The organism is Mesorhizobium sp. B283B1A (assembly GCF_020165735.1).
Taxonomy (GTDB): domain Bacteria; phylum Pseudomonadota; class Alphaproteobacteria; order Rhizobiales; family Rhizobiaceae; genus Mesorhizobium; species Mesorhizobium opportunistum.
Window position 1 is genome coordinate 58,867 of the sequence record NZ_JAIUIQ010000016.1, and the last position, 19,237, is coordinate 78,103.

The 19,237-nt window shown below is 63.6% G+C and carries 19 protein-coding genes; 5 read left to right on the forward strand and 14 right to left on the reverse strand.

Going from position 1 to position 19,237, the window contains the following annotated elements; genetic code table 11:
* Positions 1–146 precede the first annotated feature (146 nt).
* Genes LB577_RS15900 through cysG form a run of 4 tightly spaced genes read right to left on the reverse strand, consistent with a single transcriptional unit; the run spans position 147 to position 4,348 of the window.
* Positions 147–911 (reverse strand): phosphoadenylyl-sulfate reductase, encoded by a 765-nt coding sequence (locus LB577_RS15900; protein ID WP_023779250.1) that lies wholly within the window; start codon positions 909–911, stop codon positions 147–149.
* Complete coding sequence (locus LB577_RS15905) at positions 886–2,556, reverse strand: nitrite/sulfite reductase (RefSeq protein ID WP_013892980.1); 1,671 nt, start codon at positions 2,554–2,556, stop codon at positions 886–888. Before LB577_RS15905 ends, LB577_RS15900 begins: the two co-directional genes overlap by 26 nt.
* Positions 2,557–2,597: 41 nt before the next feature.
* Positions 2,598–2,903, reverse strand: a complete 306-nt coding sequence (locus LB577_RS15910) for a DUF2849 domain-containing protein (protein WP_023764030.1) — start codon at positions 2,901–2,903, stop codon at positions 2,598–2,600.
* Positions 2,900–4,348, reverse strand: coding sequence for a siroheme synthase CysG (gene cysG, locus LB577_RS15915; RefSeq protein WP_224687414.1), 1,449 nt, complete (start codon positions 4,346–4,348; stop codon positions 2,900–2,902). The genes LB577_RS15910 and cysG overlap by 4 nt, the downstream gene beginning before the upstream one ends.
* Here cysG and LB577_RS15920 point away from each other — a divergent pair.
* From LB577_RS15920 to LB577_RS15930, 3 genes are all read left to right on the forward strand, one after another.
* Positions 4,347–4,580 carry a hypothetical protein gene (locus tag LB577_RS15920; protein WP_224687415.1) on the forward strand — a complete coding sequence of 78 codons (234 nt, stop codon included), beginning with the start codon at positions 4,347–4,349 and terminating at the stop codon, positions 4,578–4,580. The two genes, cysG and LB577_RS15920, sit on opposite strands and share 2 nt — an antisense overlap.
* A gap of 186 nt (positions 4,581–4,766) precedes the next feature.
* Positions 4,767–5,210 (forward strand): host attachment protein, encoded by a 444-nt coding sequence (locus tag LB577_RS15925; RefSeq protein WP_031250270.1) that lies wholly within the window; start codon positions 4,767–4,769, stop codon positions 5,208–5,210.
* A 178-nt stretch (positions 5,211–5,388) separates the two neighbouring features.
* A complete protein-coding gene (locus LB577_RS15930; protein ID WP_224687466.1) occupies positions 5,389–6,309 on the forward strand; it encodes a zinc-binding dehydrogenase in 921 nt (306 codons plus the stop codon).
* Between the two features lie 21 nt (positions 6,310–6,330).
* Here LB577_RS15930 and LB577_RS15935 read toward each other — a convergent pair whose 3' ends face one another.
* On the reverse strand, positions 6,331–7,083 hold the full coding sequence (locus LB577_RS15935) for an SDR family NAD(P)-dependent oxidoreductase (protein WP_224687416.1): 753 nt from the start codon (positions 7,081–7,083) through the stop codon (positions 6,331–6,333).
* A 141-nt stretch (positions 7,084–7,224) separates the two neighbouring features.
* Here LB577_RS15935 and LB577_RS15940 point away from each other — a divergent pair, with 141 nt between their 5' ends.
* The gene (locus LB577_RS15940; protein ID WP_224687417.1) at positions 7,225–7,596 is read left to right on the forward strand and encodes a nuclear transport factor 2 family protein; all 372 of its coding nucleotides are present in this window, start codon (positions 7,225–7,227) and stop codon (positions 7,594–7,596) included.
* Between the two features lies 1 nt (position 7,597).
* On the opposite strand, the gene LB577_RS15945 is transcribed toward LB577_RS15940, so the two are convergent.
* From LB577_RS15945 to LB577_RS15980, 8 genes are all read right to left on the reverse strand, one after another.
* Positions 7,598–9,856: a transglycosylase domain-containing protein gene (locus tag LB577_RS15945; RefSeq protein ID WP_224687418.1), complete on the reverse strand. Its 2,259-nt coding sequence runs from the start codon at positions 9,854–9,856 to the stop codon at positions 7,598–7,600.
* 105 nt (positions 9,857–9,961) lie between these two features.
* The gene (locus LB577_RS15950; protein WP_224687419.1) at positions 9,962–10,951 is read right to left on the reverse strand and encodes a lactonase family protein; all 990 of its coding nucleotides are present in this window, start codon (positions 10,949–10,951) and stop codon (positions 9,962–9,964) included.
* Positions 10,952–11,154: 203 nt separating this feature from the next.
* Positions 11,155–12,069 (reverse strand): hypothetical protein, encoded by a 915-nt coding sequence (locus LB577_RS15955; RefSeq protein ID WP_224687420.1) that lies wholly within the window; start codon positions 12,067–12,069, stop codon positions 11,155–11,157.
* Between the two features lie 35 nt (positions 12,070–12,104).
* Positions 12,105–12,251, reverse strand: coding sequence for a hypothetical protein (locus LB577_RS15960; protein ID WP_013892968.1), 147 nt, complete (start codon positions 12,249–12,251; stop codon positions 12,105–12,107).
* A 25-nt stretch (positions 12,252–12,276) separates the two neighbouring features.
* On the reverse strand, positions 12,277–12,531 hold the full coding sequence (locus LB577_RS15965) for a GlsB/YeaQ/YmgE family stress response membrane protein (RefSeq protein WP_224687421.1): 255 nt from the start codon (positions 12,529–12,531) through the stop codon (positions 12,277–12,279).
* 257 nt (positions 12,532–12,788) lie between these two features.
* Positions 12,789–12,989 carry a hypothetical protein gene (locus LB577_RS15970; protein ID WP_023779242.1) on the reverse strand — a complete coding sequence of 67 codons (201 nt, stop codon included), beginning with the start codon at positions 12,987–12,989 and terminating at the stop codon, positions 12,789–12,791.
* 95 nt (positions 12,990–13,084) lie between these two features.
* Positions 13,085–13,705, reverse strand: a complete 621-nt coding sequence (locus LB577_RS15975; RefSeq protein ID WP_224687422.1) for a ribonuclease D — start codon at positions 13,703–13,705, stop codon at positions 13,085–13,087.
* Between the two features lie 78 nt (positions 13,706–13,783).
* Complete coding sequence (locus tag LB577_RS15980; RefSeq protein WP_224687423.1) at positions 13,784–15,169, reverse strand: M20/M25/M40 family metallo-hydrolase; 1,386 nt, start codon at positions 15,167–15,169, stop codon at positions 13,784–13,786.
* Between the two features lie 420 nt (positions 15,170–15,589).
* On the opposite strand from LB577_RS15980, the gene polA reads away from it, so the two are divergent.
* Entirely contained in the window at positions 15,590–18,535 is a 2,946-nt protein-coding gene (gene polA, locus LB577_RS15985; protein WP_224687467.1) for a DNA polymerase I, read from the forward strand.
* 75 nt (positions 18,536–18,610) lie between these two features.
* Here polA and LB577_RS15990 read toward each other — a convergent pair whose 3' ends face one another.
* Complete coding sequence (locus LB577_RS15990) at positions 18,611–19,015, reverse strand: Fur family transcriptional regulator (protein WP_224687424.1); 405 nt, start codon at positions 19,013–19,015, stop codon at positions 18,611–18,613.
* Positions 19,016–19,237 lie beyond the last annotated feature (222 nt).

A 19,237-nucleotide genomic window follows, 5' to 3' on the forward strand; every position in this document is an offset into this window, starting at 1 on the left:
GGAGCGTACTAGAAGTACGCGAGCACCGGCCTTCGCCGACCGTAGCCTTAATTACCACGGCCATTCAAGAGTGCTTCGGCCGGCGAAGGCCGGAAGCGCGGGAAGCTGGCATTTGCAGGCCAGTCTCACCTGAATACCAGCATATCCTACAGGGATGCGTCGGTCAGCGATACTTCCAGCCCCGACAGGTGAATGCCGCACTCGGTCTTGGCATGGCCAGCCCAGCGGCCGCTGCGCGCGTCCTCGCCCGGCTGCACCGGCTGCGTGCACGGGAAGCAGCCGATCGACAGATAGCCATAGGCGACCAGCGGATTTTCGCGCAATGCGTGCGCGCGCATGTAGTCCGCCTGATCCGATGTCGTCCAGTGCGCCAGCGGATTGATGCGGATGCGCGGACCGACCGCCTCGAACACCGGCAGTGCGGCGCGCGTCGAGGCCTGGAAGCGCTTGCGCCCGGTGAACCAGGCACGGAACGGTGCAACGCCACGCGCCAGCGGCTCGACCTTGCGCACGTTGCAGCAGGCATCGGTATTGCTCTGGTGCAGATTGCCCGTCGGGTCGACCCGCTCGAGCGCCGCTTCCTCGGGTTTGATCACCCTTATGTTGGTCAGCCCGAAATCCGCGACGAGCGCGTCGCGATAGCCGAGCGTCTCCTCGAAATGCTTGCCGGTGTCGAGGAAGATGACAGGCAGTGTACGGTCGATCTCCGAGATCATGTGCAGCAGCACGGCCGAATCCGCCCCGAAGGACGACACGGCCGCGATCTCGTCATGAAACAGATCGCTTGCCGAGCGTTCGATGATCTCGAGCGCGTTCAGGTGCCCATAGAGCGCATCGAGCCCCGCCGCCTTGGCGGCGGCGCCGTCATCGACGTCGGCTATTTGGTCAAGCGGCCTTGGCTTCGCCAGCATAGAGCGCCTCCTTGAACGGCGCGGGACCGACTCGGCGGTAGGCGTCGATGAATTTTTCCTGCGGGTTGAGCCGAAGGCCGAGATAGGTGTCGACGATCTGCTCGATGGCGTCGGTGATCTCTTCCGACGAGAAGCCGCGGCCGATGATCTCGCCGACCGACGTGTTTTCGTCGGCCGAGCCGCCCAGCGTCACCTGGTAGAGCTCGGAGCCCTTCTTCTCGACGCCGAGGATGCCGATATGGCCGACATGGTGGTGGCCGCAGGCGTTGATGCAGCCGGAAATCTTCAGCTTCAGCTCGCCGATCTCGCGCTGCCGTTCAAGCGAGGCGAAGCGGCGCGAGATTTCCTGCGCGATCGGGATCGAGCGCGCCGTGGCCAGCGCGCAGTAGTCGAGGCCCGGGCACGCGATGATGTCCGATATCAAATTGGAATTGGCCGTCGCCAACCCGATGTCGACCAGCGCGTCATACACAGCCTTGAGGTCGGCGCGCGCAACATGCGGCAGGATCAGGTTCTGTTCATGGCTGACGCGAAGCTCGTCGAAAGCGTATTTCTCGGCGATGTCGGCGACCGCTTCCATCTGGCTGTCCGAAGCGTCGCCCGGCACTTCGCCGATGCCCTTGAGCGAGATCGTCACCGCCGCATAGTCGGGATGGCGGTGCGTCACCACGTTCTGGTCGAGCCATTCCGAGAAGCCCCTGGAGTCGAGACGCGCCAACTTGACTGTCTCGTCGCCGTCCGGCCGATCCGTCAGCGCCGGCGGCGCGAAATAGGCCTCGATGGCGCGAATGTCGGCATCCGGCAGCTTCAGCTCCGCATCCTTCAACTCTTGCCACTCGGCCTCGACCTGGCGGGTGATTTCCTCGACGCCGGTCTCGTGCACCAGGATCTTGATGCGTGCCTTGTACTTGTTGTCGCGGCGGCCATAGAGGTTGTAAACGCGCAGGATCGCCGTGCAGTAGGACAGAAGATCGGCTTCCGGCAGGAAGTCGCGGATCTTGCGGGCCACCATCGGCGTGCGGCCCTGGCCGCCGCCGATATAGACGGCAAAGCCCAGTTCGCCGGCGGCATTCTTCTTCAGGTGCAGGCCGATGTCATGCGTCTGGATGGCGGCGCGGTCGCGCTCGGCACCGGTCACCGCGATCTTGAACTTGCGCGGCAGGAACGAGAATTCCGGATGCACCGACGACCACTGGCGCAGGATTTCCGCATAGGGGCGCGGATCGGCGACCTCGTCGGCGGCGGCTCCGGCAAAATGGTCGGCGGTGACGTTGCGGATGCAATTGCCGCTGGTTTGGATGGCGTGCATCTCGACGCTTGCGAGATCCGCCAGGATCGCCGGAATGTCCGACAGCGCCGGCCAGTTGAACTGGATGTTCTGGCGCGTGGTGAAATGGCCGTAGCCCTTGTCGTATTTGCGGGCGATGTGGCCGAGCATGCGCAGTTGCTTGCCGTTCAGCGTGCCATAGGGCACCGCGATGCGCAGCATGTAGGCATGCAGCTGCAGATAGACGCCGTTCATCAGCCGCAGCGGCCGGAACTGGTCCTCGGTGATCTCGCCGGACAGCCGGCGCTGGACCTGATCGCTGAACTCGGCGACGCGGGCCTGGACAAAATCGTGATCGAACTCGTCGTAACGGTACATGCTTCGTCTTTCAGGGCGCGTCCGCCCGCGTCTGGTGTCTGTTAGGCCGCCCAAGTCGACTGCTTGGCGGCCTGCTTGCCGAGATCGTTGCGGATGGTCGGACCCGCGGCACGGATCTTCTCGCGCAACCGCACCGGCTCGACCACGCCGCCGACGACTTCAGCATCGATCAGATTGACGTCGACCACTTCATTGTCGGCATAGGCCTTGGCGCCAATCGCCTCCAAGCGGTCTTCGGCCGCCTTGTCATGGGCAAGGTCCGCGTGGTCCACCGTCTCGGCCCAGCCGCCATCGGCGTACCAGACGGCGATGCCATCGCTTAGGCGGTTGGCGGTCAGTATCTTCATGACTGAACTTTCTCTGAGGTGGCCTTGGCCACGCCTTCATGCATGTGTGCCGCGAGCGGCTCGGACTGCTCGAAATTGGCACCGGCGACGGCGTCGCCGATAATGGTCATGACCGGGCCAGAGAGATCGGCGCGCGCTTCCAGCGACGGCAGGTCGGCGAGCGTGCCGTGGAAGCGGCGGCGGGTGGCGAGGCTGGCATTCTCGACCACGGCGACCGCCGTGTCCGGCGACAGGCCGGCCTCGATCAGCCGGCCCGCAACCTCGGCGGCGACCGAGCGGCCCATATAGACGGCGACGGTGGCGCCGGAAATGGCGAGCTTGGCCCAGTCGGGCAGGGAATTGCCCTTGAGGTCGTGGCCGGTGGTGAAGACCATAGACGATGAAACGCCGCGCAAAGTGAGCGGCAGTTCGAAATCGGCGGCGGCGGCGAAGGCCGCGGTGACGCCAGGAACCACCTCATAGGCGATGCCGGCATCGCGCAATGCCGCCATCTCCTCGCCGGCCCTGCCGAACACCAGCGGATCGCCCGACTTCAGCCGCACCACGCGCTTGCCCTGGCGGCCAAGCTCGACCAGCAGCGCGTTGATTTCGGCCTGGCTCTTGGTGTGGCAGCCTTTGCGCTTTCCCACCGGCAGGCGCTCGGCGTCGCGGCGGCCCATGGCAACGACCGCCTCCGGCACCAGCGCGTCATGGACGATGACGTCGGCCTCCATCAGCAGGCGATGCGCCCGCAGCGTCAGAAGATCCTCGGCACCGGGACCGGCGCCGACCAGGGCGATGTGGCCCGAAACCGGTGCGTTCGACAGCAACAGGTCGGTCGCGGCTTCATGCGCCCGCGAAAGCTCGCCCGCCTCGACGGCACGCGCTGGCGCACCGCCGAAGAAGTCGCTCCAGAAGCGGCGGCGAATATTGCCCTTGGGCAGTCTCTCGGCGGCGGCACGGAACGAAGCGGCAAGCGCCGCAAGCCCGCCGAGCGACGGCGACAGCATGCGGTCGATGCGGCTGCGCAACATCTGGGCCAGCACCGGGCCGGCACCCTCGGTGCCGATGGCGATGGCGACCGGTGCACGGTTGACCAGAGCCGGGGTGAAGAAATCGCAAAGTTCCGGCCGGTCAACGGCGTTGACTGGAATGCCCAGCGTGCGCGCGTCCTCGGCGACCCGGCGGTCCAGCGCCTCTTCGCCGCTGGCGGCAAACACCAAGACCGCGCCTTCGAGCTGCGCCGCGTCGTAAGCCGCCGCGACATGGTTCGCACCCGTCTGGGCGATGAAGGCCAACAGCTCCGGTTCGGCGTTTTGGGCGATGATGCGCAAAACCGCACTCGACTGTCCGATCAGCCGCGCTTTGGCCAGCGCTTCCTCGCCGCCGCCGACGATGGCCACGGCTTCGCCCTCGACCCGCACGAAGACGGGGAAGGCATTGAGCTTGGGGGCGGTGTGCGGCATGAAAACGGGCAGAGTCCTGAACTGGCTGCAGTTTTACGCCCGGGCGCGGAAAACCAGAAGCAAAGCACTCGCGCATCCTGTGATGGCAGGCAATCGCTTTTTCGCAACTGCGAAAGGCAAGAGAAAAATATTCCACATCCGGCCAAAGCGCGGATTCAAGCAACCGGGGCAAAGCTTGATTTCAGGTCTTTTTAGCCATCGGCGCAGCATCTCGCAAAACAGTTTTTTCTAATTTCTACCAATTCAGTAGATTAAAGCCACCTTCGGGCGCCTCTGCCTTTCGGCGTCCGTAGCGCGGCCCTCAGGGCCGATTCCAGAGGTTGGAACATTAACGGTTCGCCACGCGTTCCCCTCCTGCCGAAGTCGAACTGTTCGGGGCGCTCGGAAAGCCATGACGTCAAAGAAAGGAACCCGCCACATGATCAAGCTGAAGCATGGTATCTGGGTCGTGGTGGCTGACGGTGAAAAGGCGCTTTTCCTTCGGAACGCCGGCGACAACAAATTTCCGGACCTTCAGGTCGTGCAGGAGATGGAGCAGGAAAACCCGCCAACGCGCGAGCAAGGCACCGACAGTCCGGGTCGCTACAGTGACGGTCCCTCGGTGCACCGCAGCGCGGTCGAGGATACGGACTGGCATCGCATCGGCAAGGAACGCTTCGCCGACGAGATCGCCGACCGGCTCTACAAGCTCGCGCATGGCGGCGAGTTCAAGGAGATCGTGCTCGTCGCCCCGCCAATGGTGCTCGGATCCATGCGCAAGAAATTGCACAAGGAGGTCGAGGACAAGGTTATCGCCGAAGTCCCCAAGACATTGACCAATCACGCCATACCAGAGATCGAGGCCTTGCTGCGGGCCGCCTGATCGGTAGTCTGCCAATCGACATTGGGGCGGCCCGATTTTCAGGTCGAATGGCTGGCTGCCCAGCCCTGTGCTCAACCATCCGCGGTCAATAGGGTGCGCTGGTGAATGAGCATCCCTGGAGCGTCTTCGGTTGCTCCAGGAACTGTTCGTTTCGCCACGCGGCAATGAGGTATGGACCATGCTCGCTCTAGTCATTTCTTCCGATAGCGTGACCGGGCTGACGCTCGCCGAAGTCGAGGAACCCCAGCCTCTCCCGAATGAAGCGCTGATCTCGGTCCGAACAACCTCGTTGAACCGCGGTGAACTGCGCCTGCTCACCATACGTCCGAACGGTTGGATACCTGGCCAGGACATCGCCGGGATTGTCGAACGGGCTGCCGCCGATGGCTCCGGACCAGCCCTGGGCACCCGGGTTGCGGCATTGGTCGACCAGGCCGGCTGGGCCGAACGTGTCGCCGTTTCAACCGACCGTCTCGCCGTCATCCCGGATGAGGTCAGCTTCGTTTCCGCCGCCACGCTTCCGGTCGCGGGCACCACGGCGCTTCGGACTTTGCGCCATGGCGGCGAACTGGCCGGCCAGCGGGTCCTGATCACCGGTGCGAGCGGCGCTGTCGGCCGTTTCCAGATCCAGATCGCCCGCGAGCAAGGCGCTTCCGTGACAGCAATCGCCGCCGCCCGGCATGCCGAGGATCTCCGCGGCCTCGGAGCCGAGCAGATTGTCGGGTCGATAGAGCAGGCCGAGGGGCTATTTTCACTGATTACAGAGTCGGTCGGCGGCGAAAGCCTGGCACACGCGATCGAACGCGTCGCACCCGGCGGCACCATCGTCATGTTCGGTTCGAGCAGTGGCGAACTCACGCCGGTCGGGTTCCGCCAGTTCGTTCCGGGCCACGAGGGGGCGAAGCTCCAGACTTTCGCCTACTACACGTCCGGTCCTGACATTGGTACGGACATCGCCTCGCTGCTCACCCTGGCCGCGGCCGGCCAGCTGGAGACCCGCGTCGCCATGACAGTGCCGTGGACGGACATCGCCCAAGCCCTGGACGCACTGCGACAGCGCAGCTTCAGCGGCAAGGCCGTTCTCACCATGACCGGATGAGGCAATTCTTAGCCTGAAGCCTCACACGTGCTGGCCGCCATTGATGTGAATTTCCGAGCCGGTCACGTAGGACGCCTGCTGCGAGCACAGGAAGAAGATGATGTCGGCGACCTCGGCCGTAGTGCCGAGGCGCCTAAGCGGGATCGTCTCGACGATCTTGTCCGTGCCCGGCGACAGGATCGCCGTGTCGATCTCGCCCGGCGCGATGGCGTTGACGCGGATGCCGTGCGGCCCGAAATCATGTGCCATTTCACGCGTCAGCGAGCCGAGTGCCGCCTTCGATGTCGCATAGGCGGTGCCAGCGAAAGGATGTACGCGCGTGCCGGCGATCGAGGTGACGTTGACGATCGATCCCTTGGCCGCCGTCAGTTCCTTGAACAGGCCGCGCGCCAGCATGATCGGCGCGAAGAAATTGACCTGGAACACGTCGCGCCAGACATGCATCGGCGTGTCGATCGAGTTCATGCGGCTGTTGCCATCGCTGAGCTTCGGCGAAATGCCGGCATTGTTGACCAGCGCGTGCAACTGGCCGCCATGCGCTTCCAGCCGGTGCCGAATTTCGGAAACGGCGATGCCGACATCTTCCTGGTCGGCAAGATCGACCTTGATGTGGTCCTCGGGACCTGCTGGCCAAGGGCAATCCTCGGCAAAGGCCTGGCGCGAACAGGTGATGACGCGCCAGCCCTCGCGCGAAAAGCGCTTGACCGTGGCATGGCCGATGCCCCGGCTGGCGCCGGTCAGCACGATGGTTTTTCGGGTGTCGAGTTCAGCCATGTCGGGTCTCCTGGCTGGAGATGTAGCCGAACGCCAGCGAGGTGGCGAGAGGCCGAAATGTCACCATTCGCCGGAAAGCCGGAACCGGGAAGCTGCCGCCTCGTTGGTTCGACGATGCAGGCCAATCGACGAGATAGAGCCATGAAACAGACAGCACCTCTCGACATCGCCACCGCCTTCACTACGGCGTGGACCAGCCATGACCTCGAAAAGGCGGCATCCTATGTCGCCGAGGACGTCGTTTTCGATGGGCCGATGCAGCAGTCGACCGGCAAAGAACCCTATCTGATGGGCCTGACGAAGCTCTCGCAGGACGTGACCGGCGTGCGCATGATTGCCGCCTTTGGCGACGATCGCCAGGCTTTGCTCATGTACGACCTGATGACGAAGTCGTCCGGAGCGCTGTCCTGCGCCAAACATCTTACCGTCAGCGACGGCAAGATCCATAGCGACAAGTCGACCTTTGACAGCAAGAAGCTTGGCAGCGCCAACCCAAAGGCGAACGGCAGCTAACTCACCCCCCGCCGAGGATGTCGAGGATCGAGGTCTGCCGCTTCTTCAACGGACCACCGACGCTGCCTGGCGGCACGGGATGTCCGACAGAGGCCGTGGTGCCATCATCCGCCGGCATGCCGAAGCCATCGGCATCGACAGTCTGGGCAGGCCGCGCCGCGCGAACCGGCGCGGCCGCTTGTGCGGCCGGCGCCTGCTGGCCGACCGACGCGGAAGGAACCGGCGCCGGCTGGTTGTTGCCGGCCGACGGTATCTCGTCGGGTACGATCGTGTCGGGCGGCGTCGATTTCCAGGTGCCGGGCAGCGGCCTCACCGGCACACCCTCATGCGCGGCGACCATGAACTCGTGCCAGGCCTGCGCCGGAAGCGCACCGCCGGTGACCTTCTTCATCGGGCTGCCGTCATCATTGCCGAACCACACACCTGTGGTGAGGTTGGCGGTGTAGCCGACGAACCAGGCGTCGCGCGAATTCTGGCTGGTACCGGTCTTGCCGGCCGACGGCCAGGCAAAGGCTGCCTTCTTCGCGGTGCCGATCTCGACGGTGCCGGTCATCATCGAATTCATCATGCCGACGATCTCGGGCTTGACGACACGCGGCGCGCTGCCGCCACCGCTGTCGTACAGCACTTTGCCGTCGGCGGTTGTGATGCGGCGGATGAAGTGGATGTCCGGCTTGTACCCACCATTGGCGAAAGGCACATAGGCCGAGGTCAGTTCCAGCGGCGTCACTTCCGACGTGCCGAGCGCGATCGAGGTGTTGGACTGCAGATCGGATTGCACGCCCATGCGGTGCGCCGCCTCGACCACCGCGTTCGGCCCGACCTCCATGGTCAATTGCGCCGCGACGGAGTTCAGCGACTTCGCCAAGGCGGTCGCCAGCGTCACCTTGCCAAAATACTTGCCGCCGTAATTGTCGGGCGTCCAGTTGCCGATCTTGATTGGCGCATCGTTGCGTACGCTGTCGGGCGTGCGGCCGGCTTCGAGCGCCGCCATATAGACGAACGGCTTGAACGCCGAGCCCGGCTGGCGGCGTGCCTCGGAGGCGCGGTCGAACTGGCTGGTCGAGTAATCGTAGCCGCCGACCATGGCGCGCACCGCGCCGGAATCGTCGATCGACACCAGCGCGCCCTGGGTGACGTTGAGCTTCTTGCCGCTGCCGTCGATCAGCCTGCGGATCGACTGTTCGGCCAGCTTCTGCAGGTTCAGGTCGACAGTGCTGTCGATGACGATGTCGCCGCGCACGTCGCCGATCAGGTCGGGCAGTTCTTCCATGATGGTGTCGGCAACGTAGTTTTCCGACCCGGTCCAATAGGACGGCGAGCGCGTCGCCGGCGCGCTCAGCGCGGTCTTGAGCTCCTTCTCGCTGATCTTGCCTTCCTCGCGCATGGCGGCGAGCACGAGCTGCGATCGCTCCTCGGCAGCCTTCGGATCGCGCGCCGGCGACAGCCGCGACGGGGCTTTCAGCAAGCCGGCAAGCAATGCCGCTTCCGACAGGGTGACGTCGCGCGCGCTCTTGCCGAAATAGCGCCGGGAAGCCGCTTCGACGCCATAGGCGCCGGAGCCGAAATAGACCCGGTTGAGGTACATTTCGAGAATCTGGTCCTTGCTGTGCTTGTGCTCCAGCCACAGCGCCAGCAGCACCTCCTGCACCTTGCGCTCCAGCGTTCGGTCGGGCGTCAGGAACAGGTTTTTGGCCAATTGCTGGGTTAGCGTCGAACCGCCTTGCGAGAAATGCCCGCCCATAACGTTGGTCACCATGGCGCGCGACAGGCCGATCGGGTCGATGCCGAAATGCGAATAGAAACGGCGATCCTCGATGGCGATCACCGCCTCGGGAATATAGGGCGACATTTCGTGCAGGCCGACCGCCTCGCCGCCGCTCATGCCGCGATTGGCGAGCAACTGGCTGTCGGCCGAGACGATCTTGATGTTGGGGGCGCGGTCCGGGATCGACCAGGTGGTGGCCGCCGGCATCTTGGCGCCGTAATAGACGACGACGCCCGCCACCGCGATGCCGCCCCAGATGGCGAGCACGAAGCACCAATAAAACAGCCGGCCAAACACGCCGAACAGGCCGCGCCGGCTTCTGCCACGCCCACCCCGCGACGACTTCGCCTTCGACGATTTGCGCTTTGCGGAGGCTTTGCGGTTGCTCGGCACGACGCGATCCTCTTCGCTCACCGAAAGACCCGGCTGGGATCGCGCCTGTCGCGGTCCCTCGAAACTCGGTTCGATGCGGCTGTCCCTGCGGTTCGCCATGCGCTGCGCTGTCTGTCCCCGGTGCCTATGGCGCTCCGGTTGAAGAGTAGATGCGGCGATTTAAGGGCGGGTTAAAGCAGGGTTTATGCACCCTTTTGAAATTCCTTACGATTTTCTAAATTCGTTACCGCCCGTCACCGCTATGAGAGAGAAAAAGGCCAGTGCCTGCTCCTCGCAGGTCACCGCCACGACGCTGTTCGACCGGTCGATGTCGAGGCCTTTCGGGCCGCCTTCCTCGATGCTGGCTCTGCCGCGCTGAAAAATTTCCTCATCGAGCACGGCGACCGAACGCGACGGGCGGCGATGCCCGGTCCAATCGCCATTGCTGGCATAGACATGCACCGCCGGGCTGCCCGCGTCGGCGACGAGGATGTGCCGGTCGTCATCGGTAAAGCGCAGGCCATGCGGAAAGCCGGCGTCCTGCAGGATGCCGGTGGGCTCGCTGTCGAGCCCAAGCGATGGCGAGATCCGGTAAAGCTTGACGTCCCTTGTACCGTGGCTGCTGACGGCAATCCACCGGCCGTCATGGTTGAGCGCGATGCCGTCGGGAATGTCCAGCCCATTCCTGAGCAAGGGCCGGTTCCTGATCGTCCGGTAGCCCAGCCAGCGGACTGCCACATGCCGGGTGACCAGATGCGTGTAATTGTTGCAGACCAGCAGGCTGATGCGGCCGCCGGACTGACGCCGGACGACGACCGAGCCCGGTGTGTTAAGTTTGCAAAAGGGCTTGCCGTTGATCCGGCGAACGGCCGTGATTTCCCGATGCTGCCCCGCCATGCTTTCCACCGGCAGTTCGAACACCCCAAGCTTCCCGTCGCGGTTGGCCACCACCAGGGTCCGGTCATCGATGAAGTCCAGCCCATGCACCTCGCCGATGCTCTCCGATCTCAGCTCCATGAAATCATGGATCGTGACATCGGGACCACCCGGCCCCATCCCGACATCGACACGCAGGACCAGGCACCGCTTGCGCGCGAAGGCCGCGATCGCCAGCAGCCGATTGTCCGGCGAAAAGCGCAGGTCCTCGGTTCTTCCGATCGCTGAAAGGGCCGCCCGCACCGCTTCACTGGCCTTGAAGCCGATCTGGGGTGTCATGATGTGCTTTTCGTCCAGATCGAACGCGGGAAAGACTCGGTTTGCACCCGCCGGCGAATCTCCAACCCGTTTTGATGTCATGCTAGAGATCCGCTGCCTTTGCCAGATAGCCCTTGAATTTCAGGCCGCCAGCCATGCTCTTTGTGCCTATCGGTCAAGGCCGGCCGCCATCTGCACATCGAGCGGCATGAAGACCCCCATTTTCAGATCGGCTCGAACGTCACATCCGGCTGGTCGGGGCCGCCGGCTTGCCGCAGCAAGGAAACCAGGTGTTCGCGCCTGTCGACCGGCTGTTTTCGCCAGTTCGATGCATTCGTTATGTGCAGCCAGCCGTCGACAGACATGAAAAAGTCCTCATGCCGATCATCCCCCTCGCCGAAGCGGACCAAGGTGTCCTCCGTGAACCGGATCGACGCCGGATCCATCGACCGGTAAAGCACCGGCCAGTTGCCGCCGCCCGAATCCATGTGAAACTTGTAGCTCGGGGCGAAATCCAGCGGTCGCCGCAGCAGGCTCCCGTCGAAGAAGCAGAAGGCGGGCCACAGGAACCAGCCGCCTAGCGTCGGCGTATCGCGCCGCACGCTGCCGTAGGCGCTCTTGCCCTCGAGCCGGTCACGGATGGAAAAGGCTTGCGTGGGAAAGATATCATGGTCGATGAAGCCGAAGAGCTTCGGGCCGAAACCGGTCACGAAGTTCCGCACGATCCAGTTCAGCGCCTGGCCATGCGATCTGGAGACGACAAGCCTGTTCTTCGGCAAGGCGACATAGGGGACCTGCTGGCGGCGGCAGAGGTCGCGGATCGCCTCCCTTGCCTCGTCCTTCTTGCTGTTGTCGAAGACGATGTAGCTCTCATGTTCGGCCAGGTATCGGCGCACGAGATGGATCTGCCACTCGATCACATCGGGCCGGTTGAAGGCCACGGTGGCGACGACCGCGTTGCGGAATGCCTGTTGTCGCCCCTGCAATTCGCTGACCGGCGCGGCAGTCCGCAGGAAGCGAAATGTCCGCCAGCGATAGCGCAGCAGCGCTTCGCGCCTCGGCGGCCTGTTCAGCCGCTCCCATTCCGCAACGCTAATCCTGGGCGGATCGTCGCCCTCCGGCGCGTTGGAAGCCCCCATGTCGCGCTCCTGCATCCGCCAAATCAACGGCGGGTTCAGTTCTGCTGGATCGAAATGCCCTTGTCGTCGATCTTGAGTTCGACGCCTTTCGGCTTGGTCTGCTCTCGGTAGACATAGACGCCAAGCGCGATGACCACGACGGCGAGCGCGCCAATGATGAGATAGAGCGTATTCTGTTTCATGCCGCGCTCTTTCCGATGTCGAGCCTCAGGCTCGTTTCAGCACCTTCACCAGCACCAGCAGGATAATGGCGCCGATCGTGGCGTGGATGATGGAAGCGATGACGCCGCCGCCGATGGAAAAGCCGATCCGCGGGAAAAGCCAGCCGGCGATGAACGCGCCGACGATGCCGACGATGATGTTGCCGATCAGGCCGAAGCCGAAACCCGAGACGATGAGGCCGGCAAGCCAGCCGGCGATGGCACCAACGATGATGAAGACGAGAAGGCTTTCGACACCCATAGCGATTTCCTCCGAGCAAGAGGGCGAACGCGGAGCGGAAAGCTCCGAATCGGCCTCGATATCAACGGCTTCAGGTTATGCGAAAGCAGCCGGCCTCGCCAGCGGCGCGCTACTGGAGCATGATCCCGAAAAGTGGGAACCGGCTTTTCGAAAAAGATGGTGCTGCAACAAAGGGATAGAGCAATTCCAGGAAAAGTGTGAGGCGCTTTTCCCGGGAAAAGCGCGTAGCGCTTTGGCTTGGGGATTGCGTCAAAAACCTAATCGTCATCGTCGCTGGCGGCGGGCCGCCAACTGGTCGGCTCGACCTTCTTTTGCGTGTGGCTGTCGGTGTAGACCCACCAGCCGTCGTCGCGATATTGCGCGATGGATTCGTTCAGCACGCCGTCGCTGTCCTTCCAGGTAACGCTGACCTTGGAGCCGTCGGTCGGCGCGGTCGCAATGGGCTTTCGGTCGACCATGTCATCCCCTTCGAACCGACTAACTGAGCCGACAGAACGCGACGGCTTGCACGTGGTTCCAAACTGCTCCGGCGACGCAAGTTGCGCGAGGCCGGTCAGCTGTGAGCGAAGATATCCTCTTCGCCCCAGCCCATCAGGTCAAGCTTGGCCCGCGTCGGCAGGAAGCGGAAACAGGCATCGGCCTCCTTGGTCCGCCCGTCGCGCGCCAGCCGCCCGGCAAGGACATCGCGCAGCCGGTGCAGATAGAGCACATCGGAAGCGGCATATTCGAGCTGTTCGGGCGACAGTGTTTCAGCCGCCCAGTCCGACGATTGCTGCGCCTTGGAGAGGCCGACGCCGAGAAGCTCGAAGCAGATGTCCTTCAGCCCGTGACGGTCGGTATAGGTACGGGTCAGCCGCGAGGCGATCTTGGTGCAGAACACCGGCTCGGGCATCACCCCGAACGCATTGTAGAGCACGGCAAGGTCGAAGCGCCCGTAATGGAACAGCTTGGTTATGCCGCGGTTCCTGAGCAGGCTGACGAGGTTCGGCGCCTTCTTCTGCCCTGGTGCGATCTGGATAACGTCGGCGCTGCCGTCGCCGGGTGAGATCTGCACCACGCACAGCCGGTCGCGATGCGGGTTGAGGCCCAGCGTTTCCGTGTCGATGGCCACCGCCCCGACATTGTAATGCGTGAGGTCAGGCAGATCATGCTTGTGGAAACGGATATCGGCCATTGTCTTCTCCGGTCGCGGCGTTACCCGTCCTCGCCGCGATCCGGTGAAAAATCAACAAGAAATCTCGTTCTCCGCCGCTCAGCGCGTCAGTGCATCGAGAATGCGCGCCCAGGAGCGCTGGCCCTTGTGGAAGGATGAGAGCTCATATTTCTCGTTGGGCGAATGGATGCGGTCGTCGTCGAGGCCGAAGCCGACCAGCAGCGATTCCATGCCGAGATAGGTCTGGAAGTCGCCCACCACCGGAATGGAGCCGCCGCTGCCGGTCGTCACCGCAGGCTTCGGCCACTCATCGGACAGCGCATTCTTGGCCTTGGCCAGGAATGGCGAGTCATAGGAAAGCTGGATTGCCGGCGAGCCGCCATGCGGGTGGAACTCGACCGAACAGTCGGCCGGAATGCGCTCGCTGACGAATTTCTGGAAGGCTGCGCGGATCTTCTTGGGATCCTGCTTGTGGACGAGGCGGAACGACACCTTCGCCGAGGCTTCCGCCGCGATCACCGTCTTGAACCCCTTGCCGGTATAGCCGCCGATGATGCCGTTGAACTCGGCGGTCGGCCGCGCCCAGGTGAGTTCCAGCACCGAACGGCCTTTTTCCCCCGAAGGGATCGACAGGCCGACAGGCCCGAGGAAGGTCTCGGCCGTCTCGCCAAGCGTCTCCCATGATTTCAGCACCTGCGACGGCGTTTCCTCGACGCCGTCATAGAAGCCGGGGATGGTGATATGGCCATCCTTGTCGTGGATGTCGGCCAGCACCTTGGCCAGGATGCGGATCGGGTTGGCGGCGGCCCCGCCATAGAGGCCGGAATGCAGGTCGCGGTCGGCGGCCTTGACCGTGATCTCCTCGCCGACCAGTCCGCGCAGTCCCACGCAGATCGACGGCGTGTCGCGGTTCCACATGCCGGTATCGCAGACCAGCGCGAAGTCGGCCTTGAGCTCCCCGGCATTGGCTTCGAGGAACGGCTTCAGCGACGGTGAGCCGGACTCTTCCTCGCCCTCGAACAGGATGGTGATGTTGCATGGCAGGTTGCCATGCACCTGCTTCCAGGCGCGGCACGCCTCGACGAAGGTCATCAGCTGGCCCTTGTCGTCGGCCGAGCCACGCCCGGTGATCACCTTGTGGCCAGGCCCGACCTCCTTGATCGCAGGCGCGAACGGGTCGTTTTCCCACAGTTCGATCGGGTCGACCGGCTGTACGTCGTAGTGGCCATAGAACAGCACATGCGGCGAACCCGCCGGCCCGTCATGATGCGCGACGACCATCGGATGTCCGGGCGTGTCACGCACGCTGGCGTCGAAGCCGATCAGCTTCAGCTCCGCCACCAGCCATTCCGCCGCTTTGCGGCAGTCTGCGGCATAGGCCGGATCGGTGGAGATCGACTTGATCCTGAGCAGGCCGAACAGCCGTTCGAGGCTCTGGTCGAGATTGTTGTCGAGGCGGTCGAGGACGGGGGAAATTGCGGACATTTGCTAAGCCTTTCGATTCAGTGCCGGAACCGTAAAGGCAGAGCGGCAAAACGAAAAGCCCGGGACGATTGGACCACGGCCGCGCAGCTATGCCGCAAGGCAAAAAAATGCCGCCGTGGTGGAGGGGAACCACGGCGGCCTTTACTCGAAACGATGCGGCAGCCCGGAGAGGGGAGATAGGCTGCCGCAAGTGTCCGGGATAGGCGGGGGACGGGCCTTGCTCCGGACTTCGGCGAAAACTGCCGATGACTTCTATTTGGGTCTGTGAACGTGGCGATTCAAGGGCACGAGTATTACACTTTTGTAACGTGGCCGTGATCAGGCCGCCTCGACCTGGTTCTGTCAGGGTGTTGCCGGAACCGATATCTGGCGATGTCTTTGGCATGGACCAAGCCGTCGCGCCGCGCTATCCCTGCCGCCATGAAAAAAGGCGATCATCTCTTCCTTGTCGACGGCTCCGGCTACATCTTCCGGGCCTATCACGCGCTGCCGCCGCTGACACGCAAGTCCGACGGCCTGCCGGTCGGCGCCGTTTCCGGTTTCTGCAACATGCTGTGGAAGCTGATGCAGGATGCCCGCAACACCGATGTAGGCATCGTGCCGACGCATTTCGCGGTCATCTTCGACTATTCCTCGAAAACCTTCCGAAACGACCTTTATCCCGAATACAAGGCCAACCGTTCGGCGCCGCCCGAGGATCTGATCCCGCAATTCGGCTTGATCCGCCAGGCGACCCGGGCGTTCAACCTGCCCTGCATCGAGATGGAAGGCTTCGAGGCCGACGATCTCATCGCCACCTATTGCCGGCTGGCCTGCGAGGCCGGCGGCGACACCACCATCATCTCCTCCGACAAGGACCTTATGCAACTGGTCGGTGCCACGGTCGGCATGTATGACCCGATGAAGGATCGCCAGATCGGTGTTCCCGAAGTGATCGAGAAATGGGGCGTGCCGCCGGAAAAGATGGTCGATCTGCAGGCGTTGACCGGCGACTCCGTCGATAACGTTCCCGGCGTGCCCGGCATCGGCCCGAAGACGGCGGCGCAACTGCTGGAGCAGTTCGGCGACCTCGACGGGCTGCTGGCCCGGGCCGGCGAGATCAAGCAGGACAAGAGGCGCGAATCGATCATCGCCAACACCGACAAGGCGCGCATCTCGCGCCAACTGGTGACTCTGAAGAACGACGTACCGGTGGCCGAGGGGCTGGACGACTTTGTGCTGCACGCACCGGACGGCCCGAAGCTGATCGGCTTCCTCAAGACCATGGAATTCACCTCGCTGACGCGCCGTGTGGCGGAAGCGACCAGCACCGAGGCCGGGGACGTCCAGGCGGTCGCGGTCACCGTCGAACGCGCCGACAGCGCGCATGGGCCGGATGTCGGCGCCGGAGCACCCGTCACGGCCCGAAACGGGGCCGAGCCAAGCGAGGCCAACGGAACCACCGAAACACCAAAGCAGGGCGACACCCCTTCCCTGCTCGCGGCGCTGCGGCTGGAGCGGGCTGCCACCCGCAAGATCGACATATCGGCCTACCAATGCATTCGCGATATCGCGACCTTGAAAGCATGGGTGGCCGAAGCGCGCGAGACTGGCATCGCCGCCTTCGACGTCAGGGCGACAGCGGCCGATCCGATGCAGGCCGAACTGATCGGCATGGCAATGGCGACAGCGCCTGGCCGCGCCGCCTACATTCCCTTTTCCCACAAGAGCGGCAACGGTGACCTGCTCGGCGGCGGTACGCTTGAAAACCAGATCCCTCTTCGCGAGGCGCTGGCGGTGCTGAAACCACTGCTGGAGGACAAATCGGTCCTCAAGATCGCGCAGAACCTGAAATACGATCTCGTCATCATGAGCCGCTATGGCATCGATGTCGCGCCATTCGACGACACCATGCTGATCTCCTATGTGCTCGATGCCGGCACGCCGCACGGCCACGGCATGGACGCGCTTGCCGACAAATGGCTTGGCCATACCCCTCTCCAGCTCAAGGACGTGATCGGCTCCGGCAAGAACTCGGTCGGTTTCGATCAGGTCGACATCGACAAGGCAACCGCCCACGCCGCCGAGGACGCCGACGTGACGCTCCGGCTCTGGCTGGTGCTGAAGCCCCGGCTTGCCGCCAAGGGCCTGGTATCGGTCTACGAGCGGCTGGAACGGCCGCTGGTGCCGGTGTTGGCGCGCATGGAGCAGCGCGGCATTTCGGTCGACCGGCAGATCCTGTCCAGGCTGTCGGGCGAACTGGCGCAAGGTGCCGCCCGGCTGGAGGAGGAAATCTACCAGCTCATCGGCGAGCGCATCAACATCGGCTCGCCCAAGCAACTCGGCGACATCCTGTTTGGCCGCATGGGCCTTCCCGGTGGCTCCAAGACCAAGACCGGCCAGTGGTCGACCTCGGCGCAACTTCTGGAAGACCTCGCCGCCGAGGGTCACGAACTGCCGCGCAAGATCGTCGACTGGCGCCAGCTAACCAAGCTGAAATCGACCTATACCGATGCGCTGCCCGGCTTCATCCATCCCGACACCAAACGCGTCCACACCTCCTACGCGCTTGCCGCGACGACAACCGGCCGCCTGTCATCCTCCGACCCGAACCTGCAGAACATTCCCGTGCGCACCGCCGAGGGGCGCAAGATCAGGACCGCCTTCATTGCCGACAAGGGCAACCGGCTGGTCTCGGCCGACTACAGCCAGATCGAACTCCGCGTGCTCGCCCACGTCGCCGAGATCCCGCAACTGCGGCAGGCCTTCGCCGACGGCGCCGACATCCACGCCATCACCGCCTCGGAAATGTTCAACGTGCCCGTGGAGGGCATGCCTTCGGAAGTCCGCCGCCGCGCCAAGGCGATCAATTTCGGCATCATCTACGGCATCTCCGCCTTCGGCCTCGCCAACCAGCTGTCGATCCCGCGCGAGGAGGCGAGCAACTACATCAAGAAATACTTCGAGCGTTTCCCCGGCATCCGCGACTATATCGAGGAGACCAAGGCCTATGCCCGCGAGCATGGCTTCGTCGAGACGATCTTCGGCCGCCGTATCCACTATCCGGATATAAGATCGTCCAACCCCTCAATCCGCGCGTTCAACGAGCGCGCCTCGATCAATGCCCGCCTGCAAGGCACCGCCGCCGACATCATCCGCCGCGCCATGGTGCGCATGGACGAGGCGCTGGAGAAGGCGAAGCTGTCCGCCCGCATGCTTCTTCAAGTGCACGACGAACTGATCTTCGAAACCGTCGACGCGGAAGTCGAGGCGACCATTCCCGTCGTGCGCCATGTCATGGAAAACGCCGCGATGCCGGCTGTATCGATGTCGGTCCCGCTGCACGTCGACGCCCGAGCGGCCAACAACTGGGACGAGGCGCATTAGAGCCAACGCAAGGTGTGTTGAGATTCAGGTCAAGCCGCCATTTGCAGGCCGGCCTCACCTGAATATCAATACACCTCAGGCCGCTTCCGCCCGGCACTTCGCACACGTCCCACGAAACTCGATCACCGCCTTCTTGGCGGCGAAGCCGGTCGAGTTGACCCATTCGTTCAGCCGGTGGTCGACGTCGTGGTCGGACATCTCGGTCACCTGCCCGCATGTGTCGCAGATGGCGAAGGCGGTCATCGAATGGCTGTGGTCGTGCGGTTCGGCGCAGGCAACGAAGGAGTTGATGCTTTCCAGCCGGTGCACGAAGCCGGATTTCACCAGCGTGTCGAGTGCACGGTAGACCTGTAGCGGGGCGCGGAAGCCCCGCTCCCGCAGCTGATCGAGCAAGGTATAGGCGCTGAGCGGCCCACTGGCGGTCTCGAGCTTCTCAAGCACGCACAGCTGGTTTTTCGTCAGCACATCCCTTGCCGCCATGGTTCCGTTCCAACTTGTCCTGCGCCGTTTGCAGGCTGCTTGTTCGAACACACAGCCTGATCCCATTCAGATAGCGACGAACCGCGGTCTTTGCTACTCTTCTGTTGCTGTCCTGGCCGATCGATGACCTGCCGGCACATTTGGGGATGGCGGAGGGATGGCGGGATCTATGGCGAAGCGACATTCAAAATACTGACAAGATTCTCGGCGAGGGTGGCCTCG